This is a genomic window from Noviherbaspirillum sp. L7-7A (assembly GCF_019052805.1).
GTDB lineage: Bacteria > Pseudomonadota > Gammaproteobacteria > Burkholderiales > Burkholderiaceae_D > Noviherbaspirillum_A.
In genome coordinates, this window is record NZ_JAHQRJ010000001.1 from 2,246,386 (window position 1) to 2,259,576 (window position 13,191).

At 65.9% G+C, this 13,191-nt stretch carries 12 protein-coding genes; 4 read left to right on the forward strand and 8 right to left on the reverse strand.

Features of this window, described 5'->3' with window-relative positions; genetic code table 11:
• Nucleotides 1–263 precede the first annotated feature (263 nt).
• The 5 genes from KTQ42_RS10250 to KTQ42_RS10270 all read right to left on the reverse strand — a co-directional run bounded on the left by KTQ42_RS10250 (nucleotide 264) and on the right by KTQ42_RS10270 (nucleotide 6,334).
• Nucleotides 264–1,817, reverse strand: a complete 1,554-nt coding sequence (locus KTQ42_RS10250) for a DHA2 family efflux MFS transporter permease subunit (protein WP_217345404.1) — start codon at nucleotides 1,815–1,817, stop codon at nucleotides 264–266.
• 1 nt (nucleotide 1,818) lies between these two features.
• On the reverse strand, nucleotides 1,819–3,006 hold the full coding sequence (locus tag KTQ42_RS10255; RefSeq protein WP_217345405.1) for an HlyD family efflux transporter periplasmic adaptor subunit: 1,188 nt from the start codon (nucleotides 3,004–3,006) through the stop codon (nucleotides 1,819–1,821).
• Nucleotides 3,007–3,008: 2 nt separating this feature from the next.
• Nucleotides 3,009–4,499, reverse strand: a complete 1,491-nt coding sequence (locus tag KTQ42_RS10260; protein WP_217345406.1) for an efflux transporter outer membrane subunit — start codon at nucleotides 4,497–4,499, stop codon at nucleotides 3,009–3,011.
• A 391-nt stretch (nucleotides 4,500–4,890) separates the two neighbouring features.
• On the reverse strand, nucleotides 4,891–5,499 hold the full coding sequence (locus tag KTQ42_RS10265) for a hypothetical protein (protein ID WP_217345407.1): 609 nt from the start codon (nucleotides 5,497–5,499) through the stop codon (nucleotides 4,891–4,893).
• Between the two features lie 448 nt (nucleotides 5,500–5,947).
• The gene (locus KTQ42_RS10270) at nucleotides 5,948–6,334 is read right to left on the reverse strand and encodes a hypothetical protein (RefSeq protein WP_217345408.1); all 387 of its coding nucleotides are present in this window, start codon (nucleotides 6,332–6,334) and stop codon (nucleotides 5,948–5,950) included.
• Between the two features lie 233 nt (nucleotides 6,335–6,567).
• On the opposite strand from KTQ42_RS10270, the gene KTQ42_RS10275 reads away from it, so the two are divergent.
• From KTQ42_RS10275 to KTQ42_RS10290, 4 genes are read left to right on the forward strand one after another with little or no spacing between them, the layout of a single operon-like run.
• On the forward strand, nucleotides 6,568–7,551 hold the full coding sequence (locus KTQ42_RS10275) for a trypsin-like peptidase domain-containing protein (RefSeq protein WP_217345409.1): 984 nt from the start codon (nucleotides 6,568–6,570) through the stop codon (nucleotides 7,549–7,551).
• Nucleotides 7,552–7,570: 19 nt separating this feature from the next.
• The gene (locus KTQ42_RS10280) at nucleotides 7,571–8,587 is read left to right on the forward strand and encodes a MoxR family ATPase (protein WP_249222711.1); all 1,017 of its coding nucleotides are present in this window, start codon (nucleotides 7,571–7,573) and stop codon (nucleotides 8,585–8,587) included.
• A complete protein-coding gene (locus tag KTQ42_RS10285; protein WP_217345410.1) occupies nucleotides 8,562–9,524 on the forward strand; it encodes a DUF58 domain-containing protein in 963 nt (320 codons plus the stop codon). The genes KTQ42_RS10280 and KTQ42_RS10285 overlap by 26 nt, the downstream gene beginning before the upstream one ends.
• Entirely contained in the window at nucleotides 9,525–10,583 is a 1,059-nt protein-coding gene (locus tag KTQ42_RS10290; protein WP_217345411.1) for a VWA domain-containing protein, read from the forward strand. It abuts the gene before it with no gap.
• Between the two features lie 41 nt (nucleotides 10,584–10,624).
• Here KTQ42_RS10290 and KTQ42_RS10295 read toward each other — a convergent pair whose 3' ends face one another.
• Genes KTQ42_RS10295 through KTQ42_RS10305 form a run of 3 tightly spaced genes read right to left on the reverse strand, consistent with a single transcriptional unit; the run spans nucleotide 10,625 to nucleotide 13,142 of the window.
• On the reverse strand, nucleotides 10,625–11,527 hold the full coding sequence (locus KTQ42_RS10295; protein ID WP_217345412.1) for a LysR substrate-binding domain-containing protein: 903 nt from the start codon (nucleotides 11,525–11,527) through the stop codon (nucleotides 10,625–10,627).
• 2 nt (nucleotides 11,528–11,529) lie between these two features.
• On the reverse strand, nucleotides 11,530–12,354 hold the full coding sequence (locus tag KTQ42_RS10300) for an ABC transporter permease (protein ID WP_217345413.1): 825 nt from the start codon (nucleotides 12,352–12,354) through the stop codon (nucleotides 11,530–11,532).
• Nucleotides 12,355–12,368: 14 nt separating this feature from the next.
• Nucleotides 12,369–13,142 (reverse strand): ABC transporter ATP-binding protein, encoded by a 774-nt coding sequence (locus KTQ42_RS10305; protein WP_249222908.1) that lies wholly within the window; start codon nucleotides 13,140–13,142, stop codon nucleotides 12,369–12,371.
• Nucleotides 13,143–13,191 lie beyond the last annotated feature (49 nt).

Genomic DNA, 13,191 nt, shown 5'->3' on the forward strand with positions numbered 1-13,191 from the left:
CTGGATGAGGTCTCCCGGATGGTAGGCGATCGCTCTGCCGCCCACCGCGTAATGCCCTTCGGGTATTACGCCCTACGAAGGCTACGAAGGCGGCACTTGCCTTTGCACCTTGGCCTCTCGCAGGGTGCAATACCCCGCAGGGGCATTGCACGTGCGTAAATCATGGCTAGCCGCCGAACGTCTGCGGTTCGCAATGATGGTGCAATACCCCACAACAAAAGCACCCTACCCCCGCGCAGCCTGATTTCAGCCACGTATTGCGTTCAATGCGCCCCGCCCGCATCCACCGGCGTCTTCGACCGCACAGGCCGCGTCATCCACACCAGCCCGATCAGCAGGATGAACAGAATCGCCGACATATAAAAGATATCGGTCGCGCCCAGCGTGCCGGCCTGCACCGACAGGCTGCGCTCGATCACGGCCCAGGCGCCCTGCTCCGACATGCCCTGGGCCTGCATTGCCTGCACCGCCTGGCTGAAGGCTGGATTGGATGGCCCGGCGTGCTCGGCCAGCTGCGCATGATGCAGCGTGCTGCGGCTGTCCCACAGCGTCGAGGTGAGCGAGGTGCCCATGCCGCCGAACATGATGCGCACGAAATTCGACAGGCCGGCCGCCGCCGGGATGCGCTCCGGCGACAGGCCCGACAGGATGATGGACGTCAGCGGGATGAAGAACATCGCCATCGCCGCGCCCTGGATCACGGTCGGGATCATCAGCGTCATGGTGTCGACTTCCGGCGTGAAGCGCGAACGCAGGAAGAACACCAGCGCGAAGATCAGGAAGGCGGTAGAAGCAACGAAGCGGGCGTCCACCTTGGGCAGCATCTTGCCCACCAGCGGCGAGAGCAGGATGGCGAAGATGCCGACCGGCGCCATCACCTTGCCGGCCTCGGTGGCGGTGTAGCCGATCTGCGTCTGCAGCCACAGCGGCAGGATCACCAGGCTGCCGAAGAACAGGCCATAGGCAACCGAAATCGCCACCACGCCGCCGCTGAAATTGCGGCCGGCAAACAGGGACAGGTCTACCACCGGATGTTCCTCGCCCAGCTCCCAGATGATGAAGTAGACGAAGGCCACCAGCGCCACCGCGGTCAGCACGATGATCTCGCCCGAGGCGAACCAGTCCAGCTCCTTGCCCTTGTCCAGCATCAGCTGCAGCGAGCCGACCCAGATCACCAGCAGTGCGAGACCGATCTTGTCGATCGGCAGCCTGACCGTCTTCGATTCACGGGTGTGGTAGATGGACCAGCTGGCCCAGGCCGCGAACAGGCCGATCGGGATGTTGATGTAGAAGATCCACGGCCAGGTGTAGTTGTCCGAGATCCAGCCGCCCAGCAGCGGCCCCATGATCGGCGCCACCAGCGTGGTCATGCCCCAGAACGCCAGCGCCATGCCGCTCCTGGCCGGCGGATAGCTGGCCAGGAGCAGCGACTGCGACAGCGGAATCATCGGCCCTGCCACTGCGCCCTGCAGCACGCGGGCGGCGATCAGGATCTCGATGCTGGGCGCAACGCCGCACAGGAAGGAAGCCAGCACGAACAGCAAAATGGAGGTAATGAACAGCCGCACCTGGCCGAAGCGCATCGTCAGCCAGCCGGTCAGGGGCACCGAGATTGCATTCGATACCGCGAACGAGGTGATTACCCAGGTGCCCTGCTGCGGCGACACGCCCATGTCGCCGGAGATGGCCGGGATGGATACGTTGGCAATCGACGAGTCGAGCACGTTCATGAACACCGCCAGCGACAGCGCCAGCGTGCCCAGGACGAGCGGCGTGCCGCTCAGCGGCGGCAGGGCGGCGCGGGGAGCGGTGGCCATCTCAGCGCTTCGCCACGGCCGCGCTGTTGTCGGCGATGATGCGGGCGATGTCCTGCTCGGCCTCGCGGTCGGCGGCATCGAATACCCGGGTCTCGTAGGCCGGCGCGGTGCGGGCTGCGCCGCTGGAGGTCAGGGAGGTGCCTTCGGCCCGGGCAATGTCCACCTTCACTTCCATCGACAGGCCGATGCGCAGCGGCTTCTCGGCCAGCTCCTTGGGGTCGAGCCTGATGCGCACGGGCACACGCTGCACCACCTTGATCCAGTTGCCGCTGGCATTTTGCGCGGGCAGCAGGGCGAACGCGGCGCCGGTGCCGGCGGCCAGGCCCACCACCTGGCCGTGATAGACCACGTCATCGCCATACAGGTCGGAATGCAGGGTCACCGGCTGGCCGATGCGCATCTGCGCCAGCTGGCCTTCCTTGAAGTTGGCATCCACCCACAGCGCATCCAGCGGCACGATGGACAACAGCGGCGCGCCGGGCGCGACACGCTGGCCGACCTGCACCGAGCGCCGCGCCACATAGCCGGTGATGGGCGCCGGCAGCCTGGTGCGGGCATAGGCGAGATAGGCGGAGCGCACCTGCGCGGCGGCGCGCAGCACGTTGGGATTCTCCGCGACAGGCGTGCTGCTGGTCAGCGCCTGGTTCGATGCCAGTTGCTCGCGCGCGGCTTGCAGCGCCGACTCCGCCGCCTTGACGGCATTGCGGGCATGCTCGATATCCTCGCCGGATACGGCGCCGGTGCCGGTCAGGCGGGTGCGGCGCGCCAGGTCGTCGCGGGCGCGCGCCAGCTCGGTGCTGCGCAGCGAGATGTTGGCGTTAAGGGCGCCGGTGTTGACGAACAGCGTGCGGGTTTCGCGCACGGTCTGGGCCAGCTGCGCCTCGGCCTGGGCCAGCGCCACCCTGGCGTCGGCCGGATCGAGTTCAACCAGCGGCTTGCCCATTTCCACCCGCTCGGTGTCGTCGGCATGGATGGCGATCACCGTGCCGCCGACCTGGGGCGTAACCTGCACCACATTGCCGGCGACATAGGCGTCGTCAGTACTTTCGAAATGGCGGGCGAAGACAAACCACCAGATGCCGTAGGCCACCAGCGCGGCCAGCACCAGCAGGGTGAAGCCAATCAGGAAAGCGCGGCGCTTGCCGTTGCGGGCCGGGGCCGGCAATGCCTGTGGAGGGGAACTTTGCATGGTCATGATGCGGATTTCGATGAAGAAGAGGATTGTTCGGCGGCCAGGCCGGCGGCATCGGCGTCGAAGCCGCCGCCCAGCGCCCGGACCAGGTTCACGCGCAGGTCGGCGCGGCGCGCCTGGTTTTCCAGCTCGACCTTGCGCTGCACGATCAGCGCCAGTTCGCTGGCCAGCACTGGCAGCATGTTGGTGGTACCGACCCGCTCGCGCTCGCGCGCCAGGCGCAGCGCATTGCTGGCGGCCTGGGTGGCAGCACGCTGATGGCCGCCCTGCGCCTCGGCTGCGCGCAGCGACTGCACCTGGTCAGCCACGTCGCGCAGCGCATCCACCAGCGTCTGGTTGTAGCTGGCAACGGCATTGTCATAGCCGGCAACTCGTCCCTTGAGCTGCGCCCGCAGGCGGCCGCCTTCGAACACCGGCAGGCGGATCGCCGGGCCGATGCCGACGATGCGGCTGCCGGCTTCGAGCAGGCGGTCCAGCGACAGCGTGGAAAAGCCGGCAAAGGCGGTCAGGTTCACGTTCGGATAGAACTGCGCCTTGGCGCTGGCGATCTCGCCCTGCGCCGCCTCGACCCGCCAGCGGCTGGCCACGATATCCGGGCGCCGGCCCAACAGGCCCAGCGGGAGCTGGTCGGGCAAGGCCGTTGCCGACTCGGGCGGCAGCGGCGGCGCGGCAATCGCCAGGCCGCGGTCCGGCCCCTTGCCCATCAGCGCTGCCAGCTGGTTGCGGGTCAGCGCCATCGCCTCCTGCCACTGCACGATCTCGGCGCGCAAGCCTTCCAGCTGCTGGCGCGTCTGTTCGCTCTCGCTTTCGGTGTCCAGGCCGGCCTTGAAGCGCAGCGCCGTCAGGCGGCCGAGCTTTTCACGGGCCACCAGCTGCTGCCTGGTCAGTTCCAGCTGCGCATTCTGGCGCGCCAGCTGCAGCCAGGCACGGCTGATGGCGGCCGTCAGCGTCAGGCGCGCGCTGTACTGCTCGGCGTCGACCGCCCTGCCCTGCGCCAGCGCGGCGCGGAGTTCAGCGTCGTGCCGGCCCCAGAAGTCGAGTTCATGGGAAAAATTCAGTGCGAGTTGGGTGTCGGCCTTGTATTCGCCGGCCAGCGGCGGCGGAATCAGGCCGGTTTCGGTATAGCGCTGGTAAGTGCTGCTGAGGCCGGCGCCCACGGTGGGCAGGCGGTTGGCGCGGCTCAAGTCGACAGCCGCCTGCGCCGAGGCCAGGCGCGCCGCCGTGACCTGCAGGCCGGGATTGTCAGTCAGCGCTTCTTCCACCAGGGCGCGCAGTGGAGCGCCGCCAAGCTGGGCCACCCAGTCCATGGTCGGCCAGGCGCCGCCCTGGGCCGGCAGGCTGGCGCCGGCGGGAAGCTCGGACGGCGTCTGCAACTGCCTGCTGCTTTCGATGCCATTGAAGCTAGCGCAGGAAGACAGCAGCAGCGCGCCGGCCACAGCGGCGGCCCCGGCCTTGATCCTGCCGGATCGCATTGGCGTAAATCTCGTCATGCTGTACTCGTGGAAATATTCGGATAGGAACCGGATAACCCGGCACGATTCGCCAGGAAATGCCAGCTGGATGTTCCAATGTCGGCTTTAATTGACTAGGCAGTAATATAGCCGAAACATGGAAACCGGAACCGCGAAACAATACTTTGCCGCACGTAGGGCGTCAACGCGGCAAAGCAATGGTACGACGCTGTTACAGGCAGAAGTGTACGTTAGGATGCCAGCCGGATAAATGCTGCGGCAAGCAACGCATTATTGTCTTGAGAGAAACAATACGGATGAGCGTAGTTGAGGTGCCCTGACTGCAATGGCGCAGAGTAGCCCCAGGCAGAGTGAAAGACCTCCGGCAAATGCGTACGGTAGCAATGCCGGAGGCCGTTTTCAGGGGCTATCAGAAGCGATAGGTGACACCGGCCCTGATAACCGGGTAGACGCGGAAATTATCGACCTTGTCGCTGAGGCTGGCGCGCTCGACGCTGACGTCCTCAGCCAATTGTGCGCACATCGGCTGCGGCAGAGTGCATCCGCTGGTGGCAAGCGCCACGCGCGGCCTGCCCTGCAGCATCGCGCCAACGTCCAGCGCAACGCCCCAACCCCTTTCCGCCTGAGGCGCCTTGCCCCAGCCGACGCCGAGGTAGGGCGCCAGGTTCCGGAAATCAATGCGACCATCCAGCCGTCCGGCTTCCGACGCGCTGTAACGACGGTTATTGATCACATAGCTGCCGCTGGCATTGGGCAGGCCGGCCGCATCGATCCGGTTGCCATTGAACATCAGGCCACCGGTCAGGCGGAAGCCACGGTCAGTCGGGTAGAAGTCCAGCAGCATGTCGACGGTGCGCAGCTTGAGCTGAAAATCGTAGTCGACGGAGCGGGTGCGTTCGGACTTGTCGTGGTCAAGCAAGCTGGCGCCGAGGCGCAGACTCAGCCTGTCGTTCAGCGGCGTGGCGACATGGAGCGCGAATCCGGTGGTACCGGCTGACACCGAGAGGTCGCGTTCCATTGCGAATCCGGTAACCGGCAGGGTAGCAACAACAGTCAAGGACAAAATAAACTTATACATTTGTGACAATTTCCAGGAAGATAAGAGCAAGAAGTCAGCTTTTAATTACATCCGCTATTATAAAAGTGATTTCCTAGAAGCAATGTAAATGTGACGCAGAGAAACTTTTCGTTGTTTTTACACGGCAATTTATTTCTTCATGGATACAAGTTGCCTGAGCTGCGCTATGATGCCCCTGTCTCCTCCTTCCTGTAAGGGAACGGGTTAGCCCGCGGCCGCAAGGCAACGCGGGCTTTTTTTATTGTTGGCTGTTTCACCAAAATGAGGCAGAATGCGCGGGCTTCATACAAAAAAATCCATTGCCTGAAGGTGAGGAGACAAAAAAAGCCCGCGTCCAACGACGCGGGCTTTTTCCTTTCCATCCGGCCTGCTGTGCGGGAACGGCCTGCTACCTTCCGGCGTCGACGTCGTCGTCTCCGGGATCGATCGCTTCCACGTCTTCCACCTGGTCGGTATCGATGTCATTGCCATCGGCCTCGGTGCTGTCGCGCGATGCCGCCGCCCGCTCTCCGGTGCCGCCCGAATCGGAATCGCTGTCGAGGTTGGCATCGCCGACGTCAGGACCGGCGGTGCCACCGGCCATCGACGCATCCGGATCGGACGTGGTGCCCATTTCCATGTCCAGGCCAACATCGCGTGAAAGGCCCGGCCCCTGCATGTCGCTGCCGCTATCGGAAATATCGCTGGGACCGAGCGCGTCGGTGCCGTGGCCCCGTCCCAGGCTGCGATCCGGGCCGCTGGTGAGATAGTCCGGGTCCAGGGTGCTGTCTGCCATGATCTGCTCCTTTATTCATCGATTGATAAATTTAGATAGGCATGGCCTGGAACAGTTCGGCATGCAGGCCAGTGCGGCCTTGCGTGGAATCATTCAAAGGGCGGTCACCGACTCGTATTTGCGAACAATCAAGCGATGAAAAAAATCGGCGTACTGCCGATGCAAACAAGTTCGATAAGTGATACCTTCGACGGACCGTTTGCATTTTAATCAGACTATCCGGACAGGATCTGATGAAGAAAGCGCCGCTCTACAGCAGCTCACGCCGCAGTCCTCCCAGACAGCCTGCGTCGCCCTCCGATGGCGAGCCGGCCAGGGAAGGCAGCCACAAGCCTGCTACGCCCTCCCCCGCCGCCGCTGCCAGTCCAGCGCCTTCTCCCACAACGTCAGTCCACAGCAAGCCGCGCCGCATGCATCGCCTGCGCAGCGTGCTGGCGCGCCACGAACGACTGCTGCTGGTACTGGGCTCGGCGCTGCTGACCCTGGCGCTGATGATCGCCTGGACCGCCAGCCGGCCGGTGCCGCGCGAACTGAAACAGGAAGACATCGACGCCGCGGTGCTGCACACCATGCAGGAAAAGGTGATGCCATCGGCCGAAGCGCGCGCCTTCCGCGCTATCCATCCATCGGTGGTGCGCATACGCCAGCTTGGCCATGTCGACGGCAAGGAAGGCGACGTGGTCAAGGGCGTGGGCACCGGCGTGGTGATCCTGGACAAGGGCGTGATCCTGACCAACCTGCATGTGGTGGCCGGCGCCGAGCGGGTGCAGATCACCTTTGCCGACGGCAGCGTCTCGGAAGCCGGTGTGATGAATGTGCAGCCCGAGAACGACCTTGCGGTGCTGCAGGCCAAGACCATCCCCGATGACCTGGTGGCCGCCACCCTGCGCCCCAGCCGCGACCTGGCGATGGGCGACCATGTGATTGCCGTCGGCTTCCCGTTCGGCATCGGCCCGTCGGTATCGGCCGGCATCGTGTCCGGCCTGAAGCGGGAGTACCGCTCGCCGGAAGGCAACAAGATCCTGTCCAACCTGATCCAGTTCGACGCCGCCGCCAATCCCGGCAATTCCGGCGGACCGCTGGTGACGATGGACGGCGAGGTGGTTGGCATCGTGACCGCCATCCTCAACCCTGGCGACCAGGGTGTATTCATCGGCATCGGCTTCGCGGTCCCGATCGAAAACGCGGCGGCGGCAGTCGGCATGTCGCCCTTCTGAACGCAAACGGAACAATCCCATGATAGAACGTCAGACCGGCGGCACCGATGTATCGCGGCAGATGGAGCAGGTGCTCTATGAAGTCAAGAAAGTGGTGGTGGGGCAGGACCATTTCCTGGAGCGGGTGCTGGTGGCCATCCTGGCACAGGGCCATCTGCTGGTGGAAGGCGTGCCTGGCCTGGCCAAGACGCTGACCGTGAAGACCCTGGCGCGCACCCTGCGCGGCAATTTCAAGCGCATCCAGTTCACGCCCGACCTGGTGCCGGCCGACCTGGTGGGCACCCGCATCTACAACCAGAAGACCGGCGAATTCTCCACCTCCTTCGGCCCGGTGTTTACCCACCTGCTGCTGGCCGACGAGATCAACCGCGCGCCGGCCAAGGTGCAGAGCGCGCTGCTGGAGGTCATGCAGGAGTACCAGGTCACCATCGCCGGCGAAACCCACAAGGTGCCGCAGCCCTTCCTGGTGATGGCGACCCAGAATCCGATCGAGACCGAAGGCACCTATCCGCTGCCGGAAGCCCAGGTCGACCGCTTCATGATGAAGATCCTGGTCGGCTATCCGACCGAGGAAGAGGAATTCGTCATCGCCAACCGGGTCACCGGCCCGGCGCCCTCTGTGGCGGCGGTGACCAGCATGGAGCACCTGGCCGAGCTGCAGCGCCAATGCCGCAACGGCTATGTCGACCCGTCGCTGATCCAGTATGCGGTGCGGCTGGTGGCCGCCACCCGCGAACCCGAAAAGCTGGGCGTGCGCGACGTGGCGCCCTACCTGACCTACGGCGCCAGCCCGCGCGCCACCATCGGCCTGGTGGAGTGCGCAAGAGCCTTGGCCTTCCTGCGCGGCCGCAACTACGCGCTGCCGGAAGACATGGTCGACATCGCGCCCGACGTGCTGCGGCACCGGCTGTCGCTGTCCTACCAGGCGCTGTCGGAAGGCATCAACAGCGACGTGCTGATCCAGCGCATCATGAAGCACCTGCCGGCGCCGGAACGCGCGCTCGAAGCCCATGTCCGCTACGACAACAACGCCTGAAGCGCTGCTGCAGCGGCTGGAATGGACCGTGCTGCGACGGCTGGACGGCCTGCTGCACGGTGACTACCGCACCCTGTTCCGCGGCCACGGCGTGGACCTCGCCGACCTGCGGGAATACCAGCACAGCGACGATGTGCGCCATATCGACTGGAACGTCACCGCCCGGCTGCAGACGCCGCATGTGCGGGTCTATAACGAGGAGCGCGAGACCAGCGCCTGGTTCCTGCTGGACCTGACCTCCTCGCTCGACTTCGGCTCCGGCGCCATCAAGAAAGGCGCGATTGCCACCGAACTGGTGGGCGTGCTGGCGCGCATGCTGTCGCGGCATGGCAACCGGGTAGGCGCCGTGCTTTACAGCGGCAAGGTCGAGGCGGTGATCCCGGCCGGCAGTGGGCGCCGCCATGTGCTGCACATCCTGCACCGCATGCTGGCGCTGGCGGAACAGACCCGCCAGCCGGCACGGCGCGCCGCATCGGCGCCGCCGGCGGAAACCCGGCTGCAGGATTTGCTGCAGTCCGCCGGCCATGCCATCGCCCGGCGCTCGCTGCTGTTCGTAATATCGGACTTCATCAGCGCGCCCGGCTGGGAAAAGCCGCTGGCCCAGCTGTCGCAGCGGCATGAGGTGCTGGCGGTGCGGCTCTACGATCCGCTGGAGCAGGACCTGCCCGACCTGGGTTTCCTGATGATGCAGGACGCCGAAAGCGGTGAGCAGCTGTTCGTCGACACCCACGACCGCGGCTTTCGCAAGCGTTTCGCCGCGCTGGCCGAAGCCCGCGAGAATGCGCTGCGCACTGCCTTTGCGCATGCCGGCGTCGACGTGCTGGAATTGTCCACCGAAGACCATCTGATGGACGCGGTGCTGCGCTTCGCCGACCTGCGCCGCCGCCGCAGCAGCCTCTCGGCCGGCGGCGTGCTGCCCAAACATCTGGAGCATTAAATGACTTTTCTGTGGCCAGAAATGCTGTTCCTGCTGCTGCTCGTGCCGCTGCTGCTGGGCCTGTACTTCTGGCTGCTGCGGCGCAGGAAGCGCATGGCGGTGCGCTACGCCAGCCTGGCCATGGTCAGGGAGGCGATGGGGCCGGCGCAGCGCATGCGGCGCCACATACCGCCGCTGCTGTTTTTGCTGTCCCTCATCCTGATGCTGCTGGCCGTGGCCCGTCCGGCGGCGGTGGTGACGCTGCCGTCGATGAACGAGACCGTGATCCTGGCCATCGACGTCTCGGGCAGCATGCGCGCCAATGACGTGCAGCCCAATCGACTCGCCGCCGCGCAGGCGGCGGCGCGCGCCTTCATCGAGGACCAGCCGCAGACCACCCGCATCGGCGTGGTGTCCTTTGCCGGCACCGCCTCGCTGGTGCAGGCGCCCACCCGGGTCAAGGAAGACCTGCTGGCAGCAATCGACCGCTTCCAGCTGCAGCGCGGCACCGCGGTTGGCAGCGGCATCCTGGTGTCGCTCAAGGCGCTGATTCCGGAAGTCGAATTCGACCTGCAGTCGGACAATCCGCGCCCGGCCAAGCGCGAAGGCGGCGCCCGCTCGCTGGACAAGCAGGTGGCGCAAGCTCAGGCGCCGGCGCAGGAATTCAAGCCGGTGGCGCCCGGCTCCTATTCGTCGGCGGTGATCATCCTGCTCACCGACGGCCAGACCACCACCGGCCCCGACCCGCTGGAATCGGCCAAGATGGCGGCCGAGCGCGGCGTGCGCATCTTCACGGTGGGCGTGGGCACGGTCAATGGCGAGATCCTGGGCGAGGAAGGCTGGTCGATGCGGGTGCGACTCGACGAGGATGCGCTGAAGGACATTGCCAAGACCACCCATGCCCAGTACTTCTATGCCGGCAATGCCACCGACCTGACCAACATTTACAAGTCGCTCAACTCGCGGCTGGTGATGGAAAAGAAATCGACCGAGATCACGGCGCTGTTCTCGGCGGTGGCGGCCTTCCTGGCGCTGCTGGCAGCCGGGCTGTCGATGCTGTGGTTTAACCGGATACTGTAGCGCGCCGGCGCCGCGACTGACGTGGCCAGAACAAACCCCTTTTAACCCTCCTCGAACAGCGCCTGCCTGAGCGCTTCGGCAAAAGTCAGCGCCGCCACCGGCAGCGCACGGCCGGCACGCGCCACCAGCTGCAGGCGGCTTCCGGCCAGCGCCGCATCGCTCAGGGGCCGGCTCACCAGCTCCCCCAGCGCGCAGTCGCGCCGGGTGCCGGCTTCGAACTGGAAGCACAGCGCATCGCCATGGCGGGCGAATGCCTTGATGGTTTCCACCGAACTGGACTGGACCACCACGCGCAGCTTCAACCTTGACCTCGCGATATGGGTGTCGAGCAGCCGGCGGCTGCCGAAAGAGATATCTCCCAGCGCAACCGGATACGCCTGGCAGTCGGCCAGGCGCAGGCTGCGGTGCGACGCCAATGGATGGCCGGGTCGCATCATCACATGCAGCGGCTGCGCCATGTCGGCAAGCAGCTTGACCTGCGGCGGCGGCGGCGGGTCATGCGCCACCACCAGCTCGACTTCATCCTGCATCAGCGCCGCCATCAGGCTCTGGGTGCCGCCCACCTGCAAATGAAACTGCACGCCGGGATGCCTGGCCTGCCAGCCGGCGACGATGCGCGGAACGATGTCGGTGCCGACCGACTCCGCGCAGCCCAGCCGCACCTCGCCGCGCATCAGGCCGCGCAGTTGCTCGACCTGGCTGGTGGCCGATTCCAGCTCGGACAGGCTGCGCCGCACGAAGGACAGCATCACCTCGCCGGCGGCGGTCAGGCGCACGCCGCGCGGCAGCCGCTCGAACAGCGGCGTTCCCAGGTCTTCCTCGGCTTCCAGTATCTTGCGGTTGAGCGCGGTGGACGCCACATGCAGCACCTCGGCCGCCTTGCGGATCGAGCCGGCGCGGGCGACCGCGTCGAGATACACATACAGCCGCGGCGGATGCAGCATCCTTACTCCATTTCGCTTTCATGCCAGCGCGACAGCGCCAGCCGCGACAGCGTCACCATCAGGCCAAACAGCAGCACGCCGGTGACGGTAATCATCAGGAGCGCCGCAAACAGCCGCGGTATGTTGAGCTCGAAGCCGGCCTGCAGGATCTGGTAGGCAAGGCCGGTGCCGCTGCCGCCGGTGCCGGCGACGAACTCGGCCACCACCGCCCCGATCAGCGCCAGGCCGGAGGAGATCCGCAGGCCGCCGAAGAAGCTGGGCAAGGCGCTCGGAATGCGCAGCCGCACCAGCGTCTGCCAGCGGGTGGCGCGGTTGAGCCTGAACAGGTTCAGCAGGCCGGGGTTGACGCTGCGCAGGCCGAGCACGGTATTGGAAATGATGGGGAACAGGGCCATCATCGTGGCGCAAATGGTCAGCGCCGGAAGCGGCGTCTTGACCCAGATGATGATCAGCGGCGCGATGGCCACGATGGGCGTGACCTGCAGCAGGATCGCATACGGAAACAGGCTGGCTTCCAGCAGCCGGTTCTGCACGAACAGGAAGGCGGCCGCCACGCCCAGCACCACCGCCAGCGCGAAGGCCAGGAAGGTGATGCGCAGCGTGACCAGCAGCGCGCCGAACAGCAGCGGCCAGTCCGCCACTAGCGTCCTGAAGATGGCCGATGGCGTTGGCACCAGGTAGACCGGCACCTCGAAGGCGGTGCACAGCGCCTGCCACAGCAGCAGCAACAGCGCGCCCACGACCAGCGGCGCGACGATGCGCTGCGCATGCGGATTGGCCAGCAGGGGCCGGCGCGCCGGGACGGGCGCGGAAGATGGGGATGTCATCGCGGTCTCCATGGTCAGAGCTGGTTGGCTTCGACCAGCAGCGCCGACAGCTGCTGGCAATAGCCCAGGAATTGCGGCGACACGCGGAACGCCTCGTCGCGCACCAGCGGCCCGTCGATCGGCACCTCGGCGATCACGCGGCCCGGACGCGCCGCCATCACCACCACCTTGCTCGACAGGTACACCGCCTCGTAGATGCTGTGGGTGACGAACACGACGGTGATATCGCGCTCGGCCCACAGGCGGCGCAGATCGGCATCGAGCTTGTTGCGGGTGAACTCGTCCAGGGCGCCGAAGGGTTCGTCCATCAGCAGCAGATTGGGCCGGGTTGCCAGCGCGCGGGCAATCGAGGCGCGCATCTGCATCCCGCCGGACAGTTCGCGCGGATAGGACTTGCCGAACTTGGCCAGACCCACCAGCTCCAGTGCCTCGTCCACGCGCGCCGTGCTGTCGGCGCGCGGCACGCCGGCCAGGTCCAGCGGCAGCCGGACATTGTCTTCCACCCTCGCCCAGGGCATCAGCGTGGCTTCCTGGAACACCATGGCCAGCGTGCGGCCCGGCGTATTCACGGTGGCCATGCTGCCGCCCCACCAGCGTATCTGGCCGGCCGACGGCGTCTCCAGGCCGGCATACATCTTCAGAAGCGTGCTCTTGCCGCAGCCGGACGGGCCCAGCAGCGACACGAATTCGCCACGCCGTATTTTCAGGCGCACCCGGTCCAGCGCATGGGTGCCGTTCGGATAAGTCTTCTCGACCTGGTTGGCCAGCAGCAGCACATCGTCGTCCATGCTGTCGGCCCTGGGCGCCGTGGCGACGCCGGAGATGTCTTCACGCTTC

Coding starts and splice junctions, on each gene's coding strand:
- KTQ42_RS10250 (WP_217345404.1), bottom strand. CDS start 1,817: ATGGCCACCGCTCCCCGCGCCGCCCTGCCGCCGCTGAGCGGCACGCCG.
- KTQ42_RS10255 (WP_217345405.1), bottom strand. CDS start 3,006: ATGCAAAGTTCCCCTCCACAGGCATTGCCGGCCCCGGCCCGCAACGGC.
- KTQ42_RS10260 (WP_217345406.1), bottom strand. CDS start 4,499: ATGACGAGATTTACGCCAATGCGATCCGGCAGGATCAAGGCCGGGGCC.
- KTQ42_RS10265 (WP_217345407.1), bottom strand. CDS start 5,499: ATGGAACGCGACCTCTCGGTGTCAGCCGGTACCACCGGATTCGCGCTC.
- KTQ42_RS10270 (WP_217345408.1), bottom strand. CDS start 6,334: ATGGCAGACAGCACCCTGGACCCGGACTATCTCACCAGCGGCCCGGAT.
- KTQ42_RS10275 (WP_217345409.1), top strand. CDS start 6,568: ATGAAGAAAGCGCCGCTCTACAGCAGCTCACGCCGCAGTCCTCCCAGA.
- KTQ42_RS10280 (WP_249222711.1), top strand. CDS start 7,571: ATGATAGAACGTCAGACCGGCGGCACCGATGTATCGCGGCAGATGGAG.
- KTQ42_RS10285 (WP_217345410.1), top strand. CDS start 8,562: ATGTCCGCTACGACAACAACGCCTGAAGCGCTGCTGCAGCGGCTGGAA.
- KTQ42_RS10290 (WP_217345411.1), top strand. CDS start 9,525: ATGACTTTTCTGTGGCCAGAAATGCTGTTCCTGCTGCTGCTCGTGCCG.
- KTQ42_RS10295 (WP_217345412.1), bottom strand. CDS start 11,527: ATGCTGCATCCGCCGCGGCTGTATGTGTATCTCGACGCGGTCGCCCGC.
- KTQ42_RS10300 (WP_217345413.1), bottom strand. CDS start 12,354: ATGACATCCCCATCTTCCGCGCCCGTCCCGGCGCGCCGGCCCCTGCTG.
- KTQ42_RS10305 (WP_249222908.1), bottom strand. CDS start 13,142: ATGGACGACGATGTGCTGCTGCTGGCCAACCAGGTCGAGAAGACTTAT.